The sequence below is a fragment of the Pseudomonas migulae genome (genome assembly GCF_043225285.1).
GTDB lineage: Bacteria > Pseudomonadota > Gammaproteobacteria > Pseudomonadales > Pseudomonadaceae > Aquipseudomonas > Aquipseudomonas migulae_C.
Genome location: NZ_CP171224.1, coordinates 1646205 through 1661502, shown reverse-complemented (window position 1 = coordinate 1661502; position 15298 = coordinate 1646205). Strand labels below are relative to the sequence as shown.

Below are 15298 nucleotides of genomic sequence, written 5' to 3'. Positions count from 1 at the left end.
AGTCAGTCGATCGGTGCTGTGTGAAAGGCCGGACGGACGCTCAACCGTGAGCGTCCGACGTCGCCAGACGCTGGGCCATGAAATGCAGCATGGGAAACAGCAGGGCCCAGAGTAATCCGATGCCAATCAGCGTCGGTAATTGCCCGTAGGGAAACTGCACCCCGGCCAGTTGCCCGCCCGCGTAGTACGACAAAGGCCCACACACCGCGCCCAATGCGCTACCGAGCCACCAGGGATGGGCGGTCCATTGCAGACAATGCCGCAACGTCGTTGCCAACAGCGCCCACAACAACATCAACCACAACGGAATCAGCGGCGCGACATCGTTGAAGTCGAACACCCCCAGCCAGCGCAACGAACTGTCGACCGTCGTGCCCAGCAATACAACGCTGAGGATCAGCCGGCCTTCATCTGCCCATCGACTTATCCACAGCAGATGAATTACCAGCGCCGCCAACGCCACCAGCAACCACAAACTGTTTCCGCCCAGCACACAGGCAAACCAGCCGAGCTGAAACAATGCGGCGTTGGCCAGACGCTCAAGCATCGAAACGGCCGAGTAGGGGGGCGGTCATCGCCGACGGTTTGGCCAACAGCAATTGCGCCGTGCCGATGGTGCGCTCGAGGAAGCCGCCTTCGCAGTAGCACAGGTAAAACTCCCACAGCCGCAGGAAATAATCGTCGTAGCCCAATTCACTCAAACGCCCGTGAGCACGGCGAAAATTCTCATGCCACAGACGCAAGGTTCGCGCGTAGTGCAGGCCGAAATCTTCCATGTGCAGCAGATTCATGTCGGTGTCGCGGCTGACGATCTCCAACATCTTTTGCACACAGGGCAGGGCGCCACCGGGGAAAATGTAACGCTGGATGAAATCAACACTGCCCTTGGCTTGCTCGTAGCGTTGCTCGCGGATGGTGATCGCCTGCAACAGCATCAGACCGTTGCTCTTGAGCAAATGCGCGCACTGCTTGAAGTAGGTCGGCAGAAAACGGTGACCCACCGCTTCGATCATCTCGATCGACACCAGTTTGTCATACTGCCCGGTGAGGTCGCGGTAATCCTTGAGCAGCAGCGTGACCTGGTCTTGCAGGCCGAGGGCTTCGATCCGTTGCGCGGTAAACGCGTACTGTTCCCTGGAGAGTGTGGTGGTGGTGACTTTGCAGCCATAATTTTGCGCCGCGTACAGCGCCATGCTCCCCCAGCCGGTGCCGATTTCCAGCAGGTGATCGCTCGGTTTCAGGTCGAGCTTCTGACAGATCCGCGCCAGTTTGTTCAACTGTGCCTGTTCCAGTGTGTCGTCGGGGCTGAGAAATTGCGCCGCCGAATACATCATCGTCGGGTCGAGAAACTGCTCGAACAGGTCATTGCCCAGGTCGTAGTGAGCCGCGATGTTTTTCTGCGAGCCCTTGCGCGTGTTGCGGTTGAGCCAATGCAGCGCTTGCACGAACGGCCGGCCGAGTTTTGCCAGGCCACCTTCCAGCGCGTCCAGCACCTCTAGATTGCTGACGAACACCCGGACCACCGCGGTCAGGTCCGGCGAACTCCAGTAACCCTGGATGAACGCCTCGCCTGCGCCGATCGAGCCATTGCTCGCCACCATGCCCCAGGCCGCCTCGTCGACAATGTGAATTTCCCCCCGCAAATGGTCGCCGGTGCTGCCGAAGACGTGTCGCTCGCCGTCTTCGACAATCACCAGTTGCCCGTGCTTGAGGTGCGCCAATTGCCGCAGCACGCCGCGGCGCAACAGCGATCCGGTCAGACCGTTGGTGCTGAGTCGGTTGGCTTTTGCCGTGACACTAGAGGATTTCATGGCGGCGATCCTTGGGTGGAACGGTGGCGGTTTGAAAGCTGCCATCGGCAGCCTGATGAGCAAATATCGGTACGCGCTTGAGCAGCAGGCGCAGGGCTTGCCAATAAATCGCCAGGCCGGTTTTCGCGGTCATCCATGGGAAACGCCGCAAATAACGGTGCAGGCTGGTGCGATTCAGGGCTTCGCGTTTCAGGTTGAGCGTCGCGTCGAACAGCTTCAGTTCGCCCTGCCAGTCGGCCATGTGCACGCCGAGCCTTTTCGCGACGGGGCTGAAGCTCATTCGATGTTCGAGATCCCGTGGTAGGAATGGCGAGACATGGAAGGCCTTGGCCACGGCGAAATGCTGGTGGAAATCGCGCAGGTTTTCCGGTGTCCGGGCTGGCAGCACATAGTGATAACGCTCGCGCCACGGGGTGTTGGTGACTTCGGCGAGAATCGCCGCGAGCTGCCCGTCGGCTTCGTAGCAGTAGAAAAAACTCACCGGGTTGAAGGCCAGCCCCCAACTGCGCGGCTGGGTCAGCAGGCAGATCGAACCTTGCGGCGCATGACCCGTCGCCAGGCGAACCTGTTCGCGCACCGCGTCGATCAGGCGCATGCCGTTGCCGGTGAATGTCTTGAGGTAGTCGCTTTCGCGAAACGAAAAGGGCGAAAACCGGCTGACGCCCGCCAGGGGCGATAGCCCGAATACCGCTTCCTGTTCGTCGAGATCGAGGTACATCAGACCGATCCGATAGCGAAACTCATGACGCCTTGGCGCCAGTCGCCGATGGGCGATCCAGCCGCTGTAGAGGGCGCTGTTCACAGGAGTTCTCCGAACGAGCGGGCCACGCGCAACGCGCTGACCACACCATCTTCATGGAAACCGCTGGCCCAGTAGGCGCCGCAATAATAGGTATGTTGCGCGCCGTTCAATTCTTCCCAGCGCTCTTGCGCGGCCACCGCCGCCAGGCTGTATTGCGGGTGGGCGTAGGTGAATCGACCGAGCACGTGCGCGGGGCTGATGCCGGCGCTTTGATTGAGGCTGACGCAGAAGGTGGTGTCGCTCTGGATGCCTTGCAGGATGTTCATGTCGTAGGTGACCGCCGCCAGCGAATGGCCGGCGGCACCGAGGCGATAATTCCAGCTGGCCCAGGCCAGTGGTCGCGACGGCAGCAGGCGCGTGTCGGTGTGCAGCACCACGTCGTTGTCGGCATAGGGCAGGTCACCGAGGATCGACTGCTCGGCGGCACTCGGCCTGGCCAGCAGTTTCAGGGCCTGGTCGCTGTGGCAGGCGAACACCACTTTGTCGAAGCGTTCGCTGCCGGCGGTGCTGTGGACAACCACGCCGTCGGCATCGCGCTCGACCCGCGTCACGGGGCAATTGAGGCGGATCTTGTCTTTGAAGGTCGCGGTCAGCGGCGCGATATAAGCGCTGGAACCACCCTCGATGACGCACCATTGCGGACGATTGTTGACCGAGAGCAATCCGTGGTTCTTGAAGAACCGCACGAAGAACTGCAGCGGGAAACTGAGCATCTGCGCCATGGACATCGACCAGATCGCTGCACCCATGGGCACGATGTAATGCAGGATGAACCGTTCGCCGTAGCCGCCCGCGGTCAAGTAATGATCCAGCGTGGTGTCGGCGGCGATGCGGCCCTCGGCCAGGTCCAGCTGCGCGTGTTTGTTGAAATGCAGGATGTCCCGCAGCATGCCCCAGAACCCCGGCGACAGCAGGTTGCGGCGCTGGGCGAACAGGCTGTTGAGGTTGTTGCCGTTGTACTCGAGACCGCTGTCCGGATCGGTGACCGAGAAACTCATTTCAGTGGGTTTGAAACCCACGCCAATCTGGCCCAGCAGACGAATGAAGTTCGGGTACGTCCAGTCGTTGAACACGATGAAACCGGTGTCCACGGCATAACGCCGGCCATCGACATTCACGTCCACCGTGTGGGTATGGCCGCCGACCCGGTCGCCGGCCTCGAACAGCGTGATCTCGTGGTTGCGATTCAGCAGGTAAGCGCTGGTCAGTCCCGAGATGCCGCTGCCAATGATGGCGATGTTCACGGCACGTCCCTGATGGGCGGACTGCTGCGCACCATGCGTTTGCCGATGGCCAGCTTGACCCGGTTGGGCATTTTCGACAGTGGCCAGAGCGCCGCCATGAACAGCGCCGGGAAGGCGATTTCCAGTGGACGGTTTTTCAGTTTGGCGAAGATGTGCCGTGCGGCTTTGCCCACCGGCCAGCTGAGCGGCATCGGGAAATCGTTTTTGGCGGTCAGCGGCGTGTCGACAAAACCCGGGCTGACCACGGTGATTTCGATCCCTTCGGGAGCAAGGTCAATGCGCAACGATTCGAACAGGTAACGCAGCCCGGCCTTGGACGCGCCATAGGCTTCGGCCCGGGGCAACGGCAGGTAAGTCACCGAACTGGCGACACCCACCAGATGCGGTGCCGTGCCCTTGCGCAACAGCGGCAGCGCGGCCTCGATGCAATAACTGCTGGCCAGCAGATTGGTGCGCACGACGTGCTCGACGATCGATGAATCGAACTGCTGCGCGTCGACGTATTCGCAGGTGCCAGCGTTGAGGATCACCGTGTCCAGCGAGCCCCAGTCTTCAGCGATCTGCTCGCCGATTTCGCGCACGGTCTGACTGTTGGTCAGGTCGCCGGCCACCACCAGCACTTGCCCTGGATAACGTTGCGACAAGACTTTCAGGGGCGCCAGCGAGCGTGCGCTGACGGCCAGGTGAGCGCCGGTTTTCAGGATTTCTTCGGCCAGCGCGGCACCGATGCCACTGCTGGCACCGGTCAGCCAATATCGTCGTGGAGGTGTAAGGCTCATCCCATTCTCCTTTTCAACCAGGCAATCGCCCGACCCAATACGGGTAAATGTTCGTAAAGCAGCGCTCCGGCATCGAAGTAATCCCGATGGCGATAAACCTTGTCGTTCCAGCGCAGGTGCGAGCAGCCGTCGACCCGAATCAACCGGCCACTGGCCAGGCGCGGATGGCGGTAGCTCATGACCCAGCGCAGATAACCTTCGCCTTCAGCGATCTGGTCGAAGCCGTGAAAATCGAACCGCAGCTCGCTGACGTTGGCGTACAGCTCGCCGAAATACGTTTGCAAATGACCGATGCCTTGCACGTCGTGCAGCGGATCGGTGAAGTGCACGTCGGCGGTGTACAGCTCATTCAGGCGCTGAAGGTTGTCTTTGTTCAGCGCCGAGAACTGCTGGGCAAAGCGCCGCAGGAAATCACTCATACCCGGCTCCGGCGTTTTGCCGCGAAGGCAGGTTCTTGAACGCGGCCAGGGCGCGTGCCCGTGATGTGCTCAGATTGACGATGGGCGACGGGTAATCGGCCACCCCGAACAAGCCCCCGAGGTTCGCCGGGTTGTGCACGTCTTTCTTGTTCAGCCCGGCCAGTTCCGGCAGCCAGTGCTTGATGAACAGGCCTTCGCTGTCGAATTTTTCCGACTGGCTGAGCGGGTTGAAAATCCGGAAGTAGGGCGCCGAGTCGGTGCCGGTGGACGAACTCCACTGCCAGCCACCGTTGTTTGCAGCGAGGTCGCCATCGATCAGGTGGCGCATGAAAAACCGCTCGCCTTCGCGCCAGTCGATCAACAGGTTCTTGGTCAGGAACATCGCCACAACCATACGCAAGCGGTTGTGCATCCAGCCGGTTTCGAGCAGTTGCCGCATGGCGGCGTCGATGATCGGCAGTCCGGTGCGCGCTTCCTGCCAGGCCGCCAGTTCTTCCGGGGCGTCGCGCCAGGCCAGGGCTTCGGTTTCCGGGCGAAAGGCGCGATGACGCGAGACCCGTGGATAGCCCACCAGAATGTGTTTGTAGAATTCGCGCCACAGCAGCTCGTTGATCCAGGTCACCGCGCCGACCTTGCCGCTTTCGAATTCGCCTTGATTGCTTTGCAGGGCGGCGTGCAGGCACTGGCGCGGGGAAATGACACCGGCCGCGAGGTAGGCCGACAGCTGGCTGGTGCCGGGCTTGGCCGGGAAGTCACGCTCGCTTTTGTAGTAGTCGATCTGCGCATCGGCAAAGGTGTCGAGTCGACGGCGGGCTTCGGCTTCACCGGCAGGCCAGAGGGCGCGCAAGGTTTCGCCGGGTGTGTCGAAGCCCTCAACGTCTGCGGGAATTTTGTCGCTGTCGATGTTCAGCTTCGCTTGCGCCATCGGCGTGCTGACCAAACTCGGCAAAGAACGGTGCAGGCGCTCGTAGCAGACCTTGCGGAACTGGCTGAAGACCTGGAAATAGGTGCCGGTCTTGGTCAGTACGCTACCGGGCTTGAACAGCAACTGATCGAGGTAGCTGTGGAAGTCGATGCCCTTGGCCTTCAGCGCCTCGGCCACCGCTTCGTCACGACGGCTTTCATGAATGCCGTACTCCTCGTTGACGTGAACTGCGTCGATGTTCAGTTGCTGGCAAAGGTCGAGCAGAACCTTCGGTGCGTCATCCCAGCGCGGGGCATTGCGGATCAGCAGCGGGATGTTCAGTTCATTCAGGGCCTGGCTCAATTCGGTCAGGTTGCGTAGCCAGAAATCCACTTTGCACGGCGCGTCGTCGTGCTCGCGCCATTGCTCCGGGCTCAGCAGATACACCGCCACGCTCGGTCCTCGCGCGGTGGCGGCCGAGAGGGCGGTGTTGTCGTGTAGGCGCAAGTCGCTGCGCAGCCAGATCAATTGCATGGTGGTGTCCGAACGATTCATTAAATTAGCCCGCGCTGAGCCAGGTCCTGATGAGCCAGTAACGGGTCTTCGGCCAGGAACAAATCAGCGATCTCTGTGGTTTTTACGGACAGCTCGGCGTGGTGGATGCATACCGTTGGTCCGGCAATCATTTTTGGGCAACTGACGCCATTCAAAAGTTTCGGCAGCTGCGAGAGGTTCATGGCTTTGCTGGAATACAGCAGTACGCCGCGGGCTTGCAGGTGATCGACCGCCAGCGCGAGTTCCCCCGCCGGCAACGGCCAGTCGAACACTTCCACCGGGCAATCGGCGCTACTGATCAGCCACGCGGTCAGCCACAGATGAGGCTCCAGCGGCAGGTCCGAATGGTTGATTAACAGCAGCGGCGCGGTGCGCAACTGACGGTTGTTATGGTAGATGCGCGCGCCGAATTTGCTGCGCAGCCATGAGTAGAAAAACACCCGCTCCATCTGTGCGCCAAACTGGCCCTGCCAGCGCTGCTCAAGCTCGGCCAGCAACGGCATCAGCAGTTGTTCGCACAAGGTGCGCGGCGGGTAGAGCGCGATGGCTTGATTGACGGTGTCATCGAGGGTGCGTTCGCTGAGTTGGGTGACCGCCAGCAGCAACGTCTTGCGCAGAATCTGCCAATCGTTCTCGACGGCTTCGCTGAAGGCCTGCGGCGTGTCCAGCAACTGCTTGACCTGGCTGACGGCCACGCCGCGATTGAGCCAGGTGAGGATCGTCAGGATGCGTTGCACGTGTTCGGCGCTGAACAGCCGATGGCCCTTGGGCGTACGCTGCGGCACGATCAAACCGTAACGCCGTTCCCAGGCACGCAGGGTCACGGCGTTGACGCCGGTTTGCCGGGCCACCTCACGAATCGGCAGCCAGCCTTCGTCGAGGGCTTTCTTGAAGTCGGCGCCGAGGTCTTCGCCGGCGCTGGTATCAATCGGGGTTTTCATTAGATTGCGTTTCGCAGGCTGAGGTTTTCCGGGTGCGGTTGCAGGTAAACCTGTTGCGCGATGTACGGATCGGGGTGTTGGCGAAAGTAGTGTTTGAGCAGCGTCAGCGGCACCACCAGCGGCACGATGCCGTGGCGATACTGGCCGATGACGTGCTGCACCTCCTGTTTGTCCTCAGCGCTGATGACCTGTTTCAGGTAACCACTGAGGTGTTGCAGGACATTGGTGTGGGTGCGGCGGGTGGCGCATTTTTTCAACGCGGCCATCAGCTCGCTGAAATAGCGCGGGCCGAGTTCGGCGGGATCGGTCTGGCCCATGTTGCCCAACAGATTGCCCAGGGTTTTGTACTGCACCGGGTTGTGCGCCATCAGCAGGTATTTGTAGCGCGAGTGGAATTCAGTGAGCCCGCGACGTGTCAGGCCTTGCTCCAGCAACTGTTGCCAGGCGCTGTAGGCAAACACGCGGGTGAGGAAGTTTTCCCGCAGCACCGGGTCGTTGAGCCGGCCGTCTTCTTCCACCGGCAAGTCCGGGTGTCGCGCGCAAAAGGCCTGGGCATAGATGCCACGGCCACCGCCGTCCACCGGTGCACCGTTGGCGTGGTAGACCTTCACCCGATCAAGGCCGCAGGACGGCGATTTCTGCATGAAGATGTAGCCACAGATGTCGCTCAACTCGGTGGCCATTTTTTCACCGTACTCAGTCAACGGCGCGGTGACATTCAGCTCGGAGTGGACGGTGCCCACGGCCTGGGGATGTTCGGCATCGCCGACCAGCCGGATCGGTTGCCGGGGAATGCCGAGCCCGATCGCGACTTCCGGGCACACCGGGACGAAATCGAAATACTCAGTGAGGGTGCGACTGCACAGTCGCGACTCCTTGTGCCCGCCGTTGAAACGCACCTCGGCGCCCATCAGGCAGGCGCTGATGGCGATTTTCGGTTTCACGCTGGCGTGGGGCATCGGAGCACCTCGAATCGGAAGGTGTACAGACGTGAGGGTCTGTACAACATAACTTCATCATAGATTCAAAGGTGTACAAGTCAAATTGTTTGTATAAGTTTTAGGGGCCTGTAGGAGCGAGCTTGCTCGCGATGGGCGTCAACGATAACGCTGGGAACCTGGCACCCCGCGGCGGTCTCGGGTTTATCGCCAGCAAGCTGGCTCCTACAAGAATTTATTTCCAGCCTGCTTGCCAAGTGTCGCTGTCTTTAAGGGTTTGCCAGGTCAGGCGTTCGCTGCGTTTGGTCAGCACCGCCTGTAATTCGACATCCAGCACCGTGCCTTCCTCATCGCGGAACAGCTCGGTCACCAGAAAATGCTTTTCGCGGTTTTGCGGATGGGCTGCTGTCCATTTCGACAGCAGCAATTTGCTCGGGTTGATGCGGTTCACTGCAGGTGTTCGTGCAGGCGGCGGGCGGCTTCCTGGCCGCTGAGCCATGCCCCTTCGACGCGGCCGGACAAGCACCAGTCGCCACACGCGTAAAGCCCCAGGTCGGCGTCGGCCAGCGTGCCCCATTCGTGACTGCTGGCCGGGCGGGCGTAGAGCCAGCGGTGGGCGAGGCTGAAGGTCGGCGCGGGCATGGCGCTGTGCAGCAGTTCGGCGAAGGCGCCGTGCAGTTGCTCGATCACGGCTTCCTTGGGCAGGTCGATGTGTTGCCGGCTCCAGGCGCTCGTGGCGTGCAGCACCCAGGTGTCCAGCGTGTTGTCACGCCCGGGTTTGCTGCGGTTGCGGGCCAGCCAGTCGAGCGGGCTGTCCTGCACGAAGCAGCCTTCCATGGGAGTATCCAGCGGCGTATCGAAGGCCAGTGCGACGGCCCAGGTCGGGTCCATTTTCACCCCTGCAGCGGCACCGGCGAGCTTCGGCGCGGAGGCCAGCAGGGCGGTCGCCTGAGGCGCCGGCGTGGCGATCACCACGTGACTGAAAGGACCATGGGTGAAGCCTTCCGCATCCTGCAGATGCCAGTGCTGCTCACCGCGATAGACCTCGGTGATGCGGCAAGCGAAATGCACTTCGAGGTCGCCGATCAGGCCACGGGTGATCGCGCTCATGCGCGGCGTGCCGACCCAGCGCGTCTGTTCGTCCGGCGACAGGTTCAGCTGGCCGCCGTGGAAGGTGTAAAGCTGCGGCGTCCACTCGGCGACCCAGCCGTTGGCTTGCCAGCGCTGGACTTCCGTGACGAAGCGGCGATCTCGGGCGGTGAAATATTGCGCGCCCATGTCCAGAGCACCCGCGTCGCTGCGCTTGCTCGACATGCGTCCGCCACTGCCGCGGCTTTTATCGAAAAGTTGCACCACGTGCCCGGCGTCCGTAAGGGCCTGGGCGGCTGAGAGTCCGGCGATGCCGGTGCCGATGATTGCGATAGGTACAGTCATAGGGGCCTCGTTTACCTTTCTGTACAGACTACGCTGGGGTTGAAACCTGTACAATATTGTTTTTTGGTATAACTTTCAGCGTTCTCGTTCTGACAGCTTGGCCTATTGTTAATCACAGAGCCTGCCCGATACCAAAGATCCCTGCTTATAAAAATAGACTAGTGATCAGGGTAAAACGCCACGCGAGGAAGAAGTCATGCACATATTGCTGACCGGCGGTACTGGTTTGATAGGACGTCAACTCTGCCGACACTGGCTAAGCCAGGGACATCGTCTGACGGTCGTAAGCCGCACGCCTGAAAAAGTCGCGAAAATCTGCGGTGCCGACGTGCGTGGCATCGCGTTGTTTGCAGATCTCGGGCAGGAACCGCTGGATGCGATCATCAACCTTGCCGGTGCACCGATTGCCGACCGGCCCTGGACGTCCCGGCGCAAAGCCTTGCTCTGGAGCAGCCGTATCACCCTGACCGAAACGATGCTGGCGTGGCTGGAAACTCGCGAGCAGAAACCGCAGGTGTTGATTTCGGGTTCTGCGGTGGGCTGGTACGGCGATGGCGGTGAGCGGGAGCTGACTGAGCAATCCCCGCCCGTCATCGACGATTTCGCCAGTCAGTTGTGCATTGCCTGGGAAGAAACCGCGCAGCGCGCCGAGGCCATGGGCATTCGCGTGATCTTCGTGCGCACCGGGCTGGTGCTGTCCGCCGAGGGCGGCTTTTTGTCGCGGCTGTTGCTGCCGTTCAAACTGGGGCTGGGCGGGCCTCTGGGCAGTGGTCGGCAGTGGATGCCGTGGATCCATATCAAGGATCAAATTGCCCTGATTGATTTTCTTCTGCATCAGAAAAACGCCAGCGGTCCTTATAATGCTTGCGCGCCCAAACCGGTGCGCAATCGCGAGTTTGCCAAGACGCTGGGCAGCGTGCTGCACCGCCCGGCGTTCATGCCCATGCCGGCTCTGGCCTTGAAAGTGGGCCTGGGCGAGTTGTCGTTGCTGTTGCTGGGTGGCCAGAAGGCCTTGCCGGCCCGCTTGCTGGAAGCGGGGTTCACCTTCCAGTTCACTGATCTGCGCGCGGCCCTGGACGACTTGTCCAGCCGCCTTTGAAATAGGACGTTGCATGACCGATCACGCGTTGCTTCTGGTCAACCTGGGCTCTCCGGCCTCCACTTCGGTGGCGGATGTGCGCAGCTACCTCAATCAATTTCTGATGGACCCGTACGTGATCGACCTGCCATGGCCGGTGCGGCGTTTGCTGGTCTCGCTGATTCTGATCAAGCGTCCGGAGCAGTCGGCCCATGCCTACGCTTCTATCTGGTGGGAGGAGGGCTCGCCATTGGTGGTGCTCAGCCGTCGTTTGCAGCAAGCGATGACCACACAATGGCCGCACGGGCCGGTGGAGCTGGCGATGCGTTATGGCGAGCCATCGATTGAAACGAAATTGCTGCAACTGGTTGCCCAGGGCCACAAGCGCATCACCCTCGCGCCGCTTTATCCACAGTTCGCCGACAGCACCGTGACCACGGTGATCGAGGAAGCCAAGCGGGTGGTGCGCGAGCACAAACTCGATGTGCAGTTCTCGATTCTCGAACCGTTCTACGATCAACCGGAATACCTCGATGCCTTGGTGGCCAGCGCCAAGCCGCATCTGGAGCAGGATTACGACCACCTGTTGTTGAGCTTCCATGGCTTGCCGGAGCGGCACCTGACGAAGCTCGATCCGACCGGCCAGCACTGCTTCAAAAATGAAGATTGCTGCAAGAAGGCTTCGCCGGAGGTGTTGGCCACCTGCTATCGAGCACAGTGCCTTCGCACTGCATCGGAGTTTGCCAAACGCATGGGGCTGGAGGACGGCAAGTGGTCAGTGTCGTTCCAGTCGCGCCTGGGACGGGCGAAATGGATCGAACCCTACACCGAAGCGCGTCTCGACGAGCTGGCGGGGATGGGTGTGCGCAAGGTGTTGGTGATGTGCCCGGCGTTCGTTGCCGATTGCATCGAGACGCTGGAAGAGATCGGTGATCGCGGGAAAGAGCAGTTCCGCGAAGCGGGGGGCGAGGAGTTGGTGCTGGTGCCGTGCCTCAACGATGATCCGCAGTGGGCCAGAGCGTTGGCCACCTTGTGCGAACGGGCGCCGTTGGCGCTCTGAAAGCATCGCCGGCAAGCCGGCTCCTACAGGTGATCACGCGACCTGTGTAGGAGCCGGCTTGCCGGCGATAGCGCCATAAGCCGCGATAAAGATCTATGGCTTACAACAGCGGCTCATCCGCCTTCTTGTGCTTCCAGCCGTCATTTCCCGGCAGCAACAGGTTCAGCGCAATCGCCACCACCGCGCACAGCGCGATGCCTTTGAGGCCGAAGTCGTCCGGGCCGGTGCCGGTGCCGACCAGCACACCGCCAATCCCGAACACCAGTGTCACCGAGACAATCACCAGGTTGCGGGCTTCGCCCAGGTCGATCTTGTGGCGGATCAGCGTGTTCATCCCCACCGCTGCGATCGAACCGAACAGCAGGCACAGAATCCCGCCCATCACCGGCACCGGAATGCTTTGCAGCAGCGCGCCGAACTTGCCGATGAACGCCAGGCTGATGGCGAAGATCGCCGCCCAGGTCATGATTTTCGGGTTGTAGTTCTTGGTCAGCATCACCGCGCCCGTCACTTCGGCGTACGTGGTGTTCGGCGGCCCGCCGAACAAACCGGCGGCGGTGGTGGCGATGCCATCACCGAGCAGCGTGCGGTGCAGGCCCGGTTTCTTCAGGTAGTCGCGGCCGGTCACGCTACCCACGGCGATCACGCCGCCGATGTGCTCGATGGCCGGCGCCAGGGCGACTGGAACGATGAACAGAATCGCCTGCCAGTTGAACTCCGGCGCGGTGAAGTTCGGGATGGCGAACCACGGTGCTGCGGCAATCTTTGCGGTATCCACAACGCCGAAATAGAACGCCATGGCAAAACCCACCAGCACACCGGAGATGATCGGCACCAGGCGGAAGATGCCTTTGCCGAACACGGCGACGATCAGGGTAGTCAGCAGCGCGGGCATCGAAATCAGCATCGCGGTCTGGTAATGGATCAGCTCGGAACCGTCGCCGGCCTTGCCCATCGCCATGTTGGCGGCAATCGGCGCCATGGCCAGGCCGATCGAGATGATCACCGGGCCAATCACCACCGGCGGCAGCAAGCGGTCGATGAACCCGGTGCCTTTGATCTTCACGGCGAGGCCGAGGAAGGTGTAGACGAAACCCGCCGCCATCACGCCGCCCATGGTCGCCGCGAGGCCGAACTGGCCCTTGGCGAGAATGATCGGAGTAATGAAGGCAAAGCTCGATGCCAGGAACACCGGCACCTGACGGCCGGTGACGATCTGAAACAGGATCGTCCCCAGGCCAGCGGTGAACAGCGCCACGTTCGGGTCGAGGCCGGTAATCAGCGGCATCAACACCAGGGCGCCGAACGCCACGAACAGCATCTGGGCGCCGGACAGCACCGTGCGCCAGAGCGGATCGTTGAACTCTTGCTGCATGGTCACGCGTCCTTCTGCTTGGTGCCGAAGATCTTGTCACCGGCATCGCCCAGGCCGGGGATGATGTAACCGTGTTCGTTGAGTTTTTCGTCGATGGAAGCGGTGTAGATGGTCACGTCCGGGTGAGCCTTCTCGACCGCGGCGATACCTTCCGGTGCAGCCACCAGCACCATCGCGCGGATGTCGCGGCAACCGGCTTTTTTCAGCAGGTCGATGGTGGCGACCATGGAGCTGCCGGTGGCGAGCATCGGGTCGATGATCATTGCCAGGCGCTCGTTGATTTCCGGGACCAGTTTTTCCAGGTAGGTGTGGGCTTGCAGCGTCTGTTCGTTGCGGGCCACGCCCACGGCGCTGACTTTGGCGCCCGGGATCAGGCTCAGTACGCCTTCGAGCATGCCGATACCGGCGCGCAGGATCGGTACTACAGTAATTTTCTTGCCGGCGATTTTCTCGACCGACACGGTGCCGCACCAGCCTTCGATGTCGTAGGCTTCCAGCGGCAGGTCTTTGGTGGCTTCGTAGGTCAGCAGGGCGCCGACTTCCTGGGCGAGTTCACGGAAATTCTTGGTGCTGATGTCTGCGCGGCGCATCAGGCCAAGTTTATGACGGATCAGCGGATGGCGGATCTCGAGGATGGGCATGGGAAAGGCTCCGGCGGCGGGCAAAAAAACCGGCCTAGATTAATCTATCCGAGGGTGTTGTCCTATAGACAATAGAGTACGTTAGTCCACAAACGCTTGATCTGGCCGTGCGGGATGCGTACCTTTGCCCGCTTTTCCTGAATGCCACCCCTTGGAGAGCGCCATGTCCGCTGATCTCGAGCATATCCGTCAAGTCATGCGAGAGGCTGACTGCCTGTACACCGAAGCTGAAGTCGAGGCGGCCATCGCCCGCGTCGGTGCACATATCAATGAGCAAATGGCTGACACTAACCCGGTGGTGTTCTGCGTGATGAACGGCGGCCTGATCTTCGCCGGCAAGCTGCTCACCCATCTGCAATTCCCGCTGGAAGCGTCCTACCTGCACGCGACCCGCTATCGCAACGAAACCAGCGGCGGCGACCTGTTCTGGAAAGCCAAGCCGGAAGTCTCGTTCATCGACCGTGACGTGCTGATCATCGACGACATCCTCGACGAAGGTCACACCCTGGGCGCGATCATCGATTTCTGCAAACACGCTGGCGCGCGCAAAGTGCACACCGCCGTGCTGATCGACAAAGACCACGACCGCAAGGCTCGCCCGGACCTGAAAGCCGATTTCGTCGGTTTGCCGTGCATTGACCGTTACATCTTCGGTTATGGCATGGACTACAAAGGTTACTGGCGTAACGCCAACGGGATTTTCGCCGTTAAAGGAATGTAAGCCGATGGCCACGCCGAGCTTTCTTGATCAAACCCTGTTCACTGAGCTTGCCGAGAAAGCCGCGGCCAACCCGCGAGGTCGCCAGCACCACAACTTCCATCAGATGGAAGACGCTTGCCATCGCATGGCGGTGGGGTTGCAGCCGGCCACGTACATCCCGCCTCATCGCCACTTGGGGGAGAACAAGGCCGAAACCTTGCTTGTCCTCAAGGGGCGGCTGGGCCTGTTGATCTTCGACGAGTCGGGCGTGGTGGTCAGCAAGCAAGTCCTGCAGGCCGGTGGCGACTGCGTCGGCGTAGACCTGCCAACCGGCGTGTTTCATGGCCTGGTAGTGCTGGAAGCCGACAGCCTGATGTTCGAGTGCAAGGCCGGCCCGTATCGCCCGGTGGGTGAGGGCGAGCTGGCGCACTGGGCGCCGCGCGAAGGCGAGCCGGGCGTGGGCGAGTATCAAGCCTGGATGCGCGCGCAGTTCGATTGATACACCCCATCCCACTGTAGGAGCGAGCCTGCTCGCGATGGACGTTAACGATGACGCGGGCTGTCTGGAAAAACGCGGCGTTTTCAAGTTCTTCGCGAGCAGGCTCGCTCCTACAGGT

17 protein-coding genes are annotated in these 15298 nt (G+C 61.2%); 4 read left to right on the top strand and 13 right to left on the bottom strand.

Annotated features, from left to right (window positions below; genetic code table 11):
* Window positions 1-40: 40 nt before the first annotated feature.
* The 11 genes from ACF6ZU_RS07685 to ACF6ZU_RS07635 form a co-directional block, all read right to left on the bottom strand.
* Window positions 41-547, bottom strand: a complete 507-nt coding sequence (locus ACF6ZU_RS07685) for a DUF2878 domain-containing protein (protein WP_392891277.1) — start codon at window positions 545-547, stop codon at window positions 41-43.
* Entirely contained in the window at window positions 540-1811 is a 1272-nt protein-coding gene (locus tag ACF6ZU_RS07680; protein ID WP_392891275.1) for a class I SAM-dependent methyltransferase, read from the bottom strand. The genes ACF6ZU_RS07685 and ACF6ZU_RS07680 overlap by 8 nt, the downstream gene beginning before the upstream one ends.
* The gene (locus ACF6ZU_RS07675) at window positions 1798-2613 is read right to left on the bottom strand and encodes a DUF1365 domain-containing protein (protein ID WP_392891273.1); all 816 of its coding nucleotides are present in this window, start codon (window positions 2611-2613) and stop codon (window positions 1798-1800) included. The genes ACF6ZU_RS07680 and ACF6ZU_RS07675 overlap by 14 nt, the downstream gene beginning before the upstream one ends.
* Window positions 2610-3857 (bottom strand): NAD(P)/FAD-dependent oxidoreductase, encoded by a 1248-nt coding sequence (locus tag ACF6ZU_RS07670; RefSeq protein ID WP_392891271.1) that lies wholly within the window; start codon window positions 3855-3857, stop codon window positions 2610-2612. Before ACF6ZU_RS07670 ends, ACF6ZU_RS07675 begins: the two co-directional genes overlap by 4 nt.
* Window positions 3854-4636, bottom strand: coding sequence for an SDR family NAD(P)-dependent oxidoreductase (locus ACF6ZU_RS07665; RefSeq protein WP_392891269.1), 783 nt, complete (start codon window positions 4634-4636; stop codon window positions 3854-3856). Before ACF6ZU_RS07665 ends, ACF6ZU_RS07670 begins: the two co-directional genes overlap by 4 nt.
* Window positions 4633-5055 (bottom strand): nuclear transport factor 2 family protein, encoded by a 423-nt coding sequence (locus ACF6ZU_RS07660; protein ID WP_392891267.1) that lies wholly within the window; start codon window positions 5053-5055, stop codon window positions 4633-4635. The genes ACF6ZU_RS07665 and ACF6ZU_RS07660 overlap by 4 nt, the downstream gene beginning before the upstream one ends.
* Window positions 5048-6493: a deoxyribodipyrimidine photo-lyase gene (gene phrB, locus ACF6ZU_RS07655; RefSeq protein ID WP_392893737.1), complete on the bottom strand. Its 1446-nt coding sequence runs from the start codon at window positions 6491-6493 to the stop codon at window positions 5048-5050. Before phrB ends, ACF6ZU_RS07660 begins: the two co-directional genes overlap by 8 nt.
* A gap of 20 nt (window positions 6494-6513) precedes the next feature.
* Window positions 6514-7455 carry a MerR family transcriptional regulator gene (locus ACF6ZU_RS07650; RefSeq protein ID WP_392891265.1) on the bottom strand — a complete coding sequence of 314 codons (942 nt, stop codon included), beginning with the start codon at window positions 7453-7455 and terminating at the stop codon, window positions 6514-6516.
* A complete protein-coding gene (locus tag ACF6ZU_RS07645) occupies window positions 7455-8414 on the bottom strand; it encodes a YbgA family protein (protein WP_392891263.1) in 960 nt (319 codons plus the stop codon). Before ACF6ZU_RS07645 ends, ACF6ZU_RS07650 begins: the two co-directional genes overlap by 1 nt.
* Before the next feature lie 214 nt (window positions 8415-8628).
* A complete protein-coding gene (locus ACF6ZU_RS07640; protein WP_392891262.1) occupies window positions 8629-8844 on the bottom strand; it encodes a TIGR02450 family Trp-rich protein in 216 nt (71 codons plus the stop codon).
* A complete protein-coding gene (locus ACF6ZU_RS07635; protein ID WP_392891260.1) occupies window positions 8841-9827 on the bottom strand; it encodes an NAD(P)/FAD-dependent oxidoreductase in 987 nt (328 codons plus the stop codon). Before ACF6ZU_RS07635 ends, ACF6ZU_RS07640 begins: the two co-directional genes overlap by 4 nt.
* Window positions 9828-10023: 196 nt before the next feature.
* Here ACF6ZU_RS07635 and ACF6ZU_RS07630 point away from each other — a divergent pair, with 196 nt between their 5' ends.
* Together ACF6ZU_RS07630 and hemH are read left to right on the top strand one after the other, a co-directional pair.
* Window positions 10024-10926, top strand: a complete 903-nt coding sequence (locus tag ACF6ZU_RS07630; protein WP_392891258.1) for a TIGR01777 family oxidoreductase — start codon at window positions 10024-10026, stop codon at window positions 10924-10926.
* Between the two features lie 13 nt (window positions 10927-10939).
* Window positions 10940-11965 carry a ferrochelatase gene (gene hemH / locus ACF6ZU_RS07625; RefSeq protein WP_392891256.1) on the top strand — a complete coding sequence of 342 codons (1026 nt, stop codon included), beginning with the start codon at window positions 10940-10942 and terminating at the stop codon, window positions 11963-11965.
* A gap of 100 nt (window positions 11966-12065) precedes the next feature.
* On the opposite strand, the gene ACF6ZU_RS07620 is transcribed toward hemH, so the two are convergent.
* Together ACF6ZU_RS07620 and upp are read right to left on the bottom strand one after the other, a co-directional pair.
* Complete coding sequence (locus ACF6ZU_RS07620) at window positions 12066-13340, bottom strand: uracil-xanthine permease family protein (protein ID WP_392891254.1); 1275 nt, start codon at window positions 13338-13340, stop codon at window positions 12066-12068.
* A 2-nt stretch (window positions 13341-13342) separates the two neighbouring features.
* On the bottom strand, window positions 13343-13981 hold the full coding sequence (upp, locus tag ACF6ZU_RS07615; protein WP_027925972.1) for a uracil phosphoribosyltransferase: 639 nt from the start codon (window positions 13979-13981) through the stop codon (window positions 13343-13345).
* A 163-nt stretch (window positions 13982-14144) separates the two neighbouring features.
* Here upp and ACF6ZU_RS07610 point away from each other — a divergent pair, with 163 nt between their 5' ends.
* A complete protein-coding gene (locus ACF6ZU_RS07610) occupies window positions 14145-14702 on the top strand; it encodes a hypoxanthine-guanine phosphoribosyltransferase (RefSeq protein ID WP_392891252.1) in 558 nt (185 codons plus the stop codon).
* Window positions 14703-14706: 4 nt separating this feature from the next.
* Window positions 14707-15180, top strand: coding sequence for a WbuC family cupin fold metalloprotein (locus ACF6ZU_RS07605; protein ID WP_392891250.1), 474 nt, complete (start codon window positions 14707-14709; stop codon window positions 15178-15180).
* The last annotated feature ends 118 nt before the right edge of the window (window positions 15181-15298 follow it).

What these genes read in the sequence shown, in the direction of transcription:
- ACF6ZU_RS07685 (WP_392891277.1), bottom strand. Translation starts at nt 547, where the DNA reads ATGCTTGAGCGTCTGGCCAACGCCGCATTGTTTCAGCTCGGCTGGTTT.
- ACF6ZU_RS07680 (WP_392891275.1), bottom strand. Translation starts at nt 1,811, where the DNA reads ATGAAATCCTCTAGTGTCACGGCAAAAGCCAACCGACTCAGCACCAAC.
- ACF6ZU_RS07665 (WP_392891269.1), bottom strand. Translation starts at nt 4,636, where the DNA reads ATGAGCCTTACACCTCCACGACGATATTGGCTGACCGGTGCCAGCAGT.
- ACF6ZU_RS07660 (WP_392891267.1), bottom strand. Translation starts at nt 5,055, where the DNA reads ATGAGTGATTTCCTGCGGCGCTTTGCCCAGCAGTTCTCGGCGCTGAAC.
- phrB (WP_392893737.1), bottom strand. Translation starts at nt 6,493, where the DNA reads ATGCAATTGATCTGGCTGCGCAGCGACTTGCGCCTACACGACAACACC.
- ACF6ZU_RS07650 (WP_392891265.1), bottom strand. Translation starts at nt 7,455, where the DNA reads ATGAAAACCCCGATTGATACCAGCGCCGGCGAAGACCTCGGCGCCGAC.
- ACF6ZU_RS07645 (WP_392891263.1), bottom strand. Translation starts at nt 8,414, where the DNA reads ATGCCCCACGCCAGCGTGAAACCGAAAATCGCCATCAGCGCCTGCCTG.
- ACF6ZU_RS07635 (WP_392891260.1), bottom strand. Translation starts at nt 9,827, where the DNA reads ATGACTGTACCTATCGCAATCATCGGCACCGGCATCGCCGGACTCTCA.
- ACF6ZU_RS07630 (WP_392891258.1), top strand. Translation starts at nt 10,024, where the DNA reads ATGCACATATTGCTGACCGGCGGTACTGGTTTGATAGGACGTCAACTC.
- hemH (WP_392891256.1), top strand. Translation starts at nt 10,940, where the DNA reads ATGACCGATCACGCGTTGCTTCTGGTCAACCTGGGCTCTCCGGCCTCC.
- ACF6ZU_RS07620 (WP_392891254.1), bottom strand. Translation starts at nt 13,340, where the DNA reads ATGCAGCAAGAGTTCAACGATCCGCTCTGGCGCACGGTGCTGTCCGGC.
- upp (WP_027925972.1), bottom strand. Translation starts at nt 13,981, where the DNA reads ATGCCCATCCTCGAGATCCGCCATCCGCTGATCCGTCATAAACTTGGC.
- ACF6ZU_RS07610 (WP_392891252.1), top strand. Translation starts at nt 14,145, where the DNA reads ATGTCCGCTGATCTCGAGCATATCCGTCAAGTCATGCGAGAGGCTGAC.
- ACF6ZU_RS07605 (WP_392891250.1), top strand. Translation starts at nt 14,707, where the DNA reads ATGGCCACGCCGAGCTTTCTTGATCAAACCCTGTTCACTGAGCTTGCC.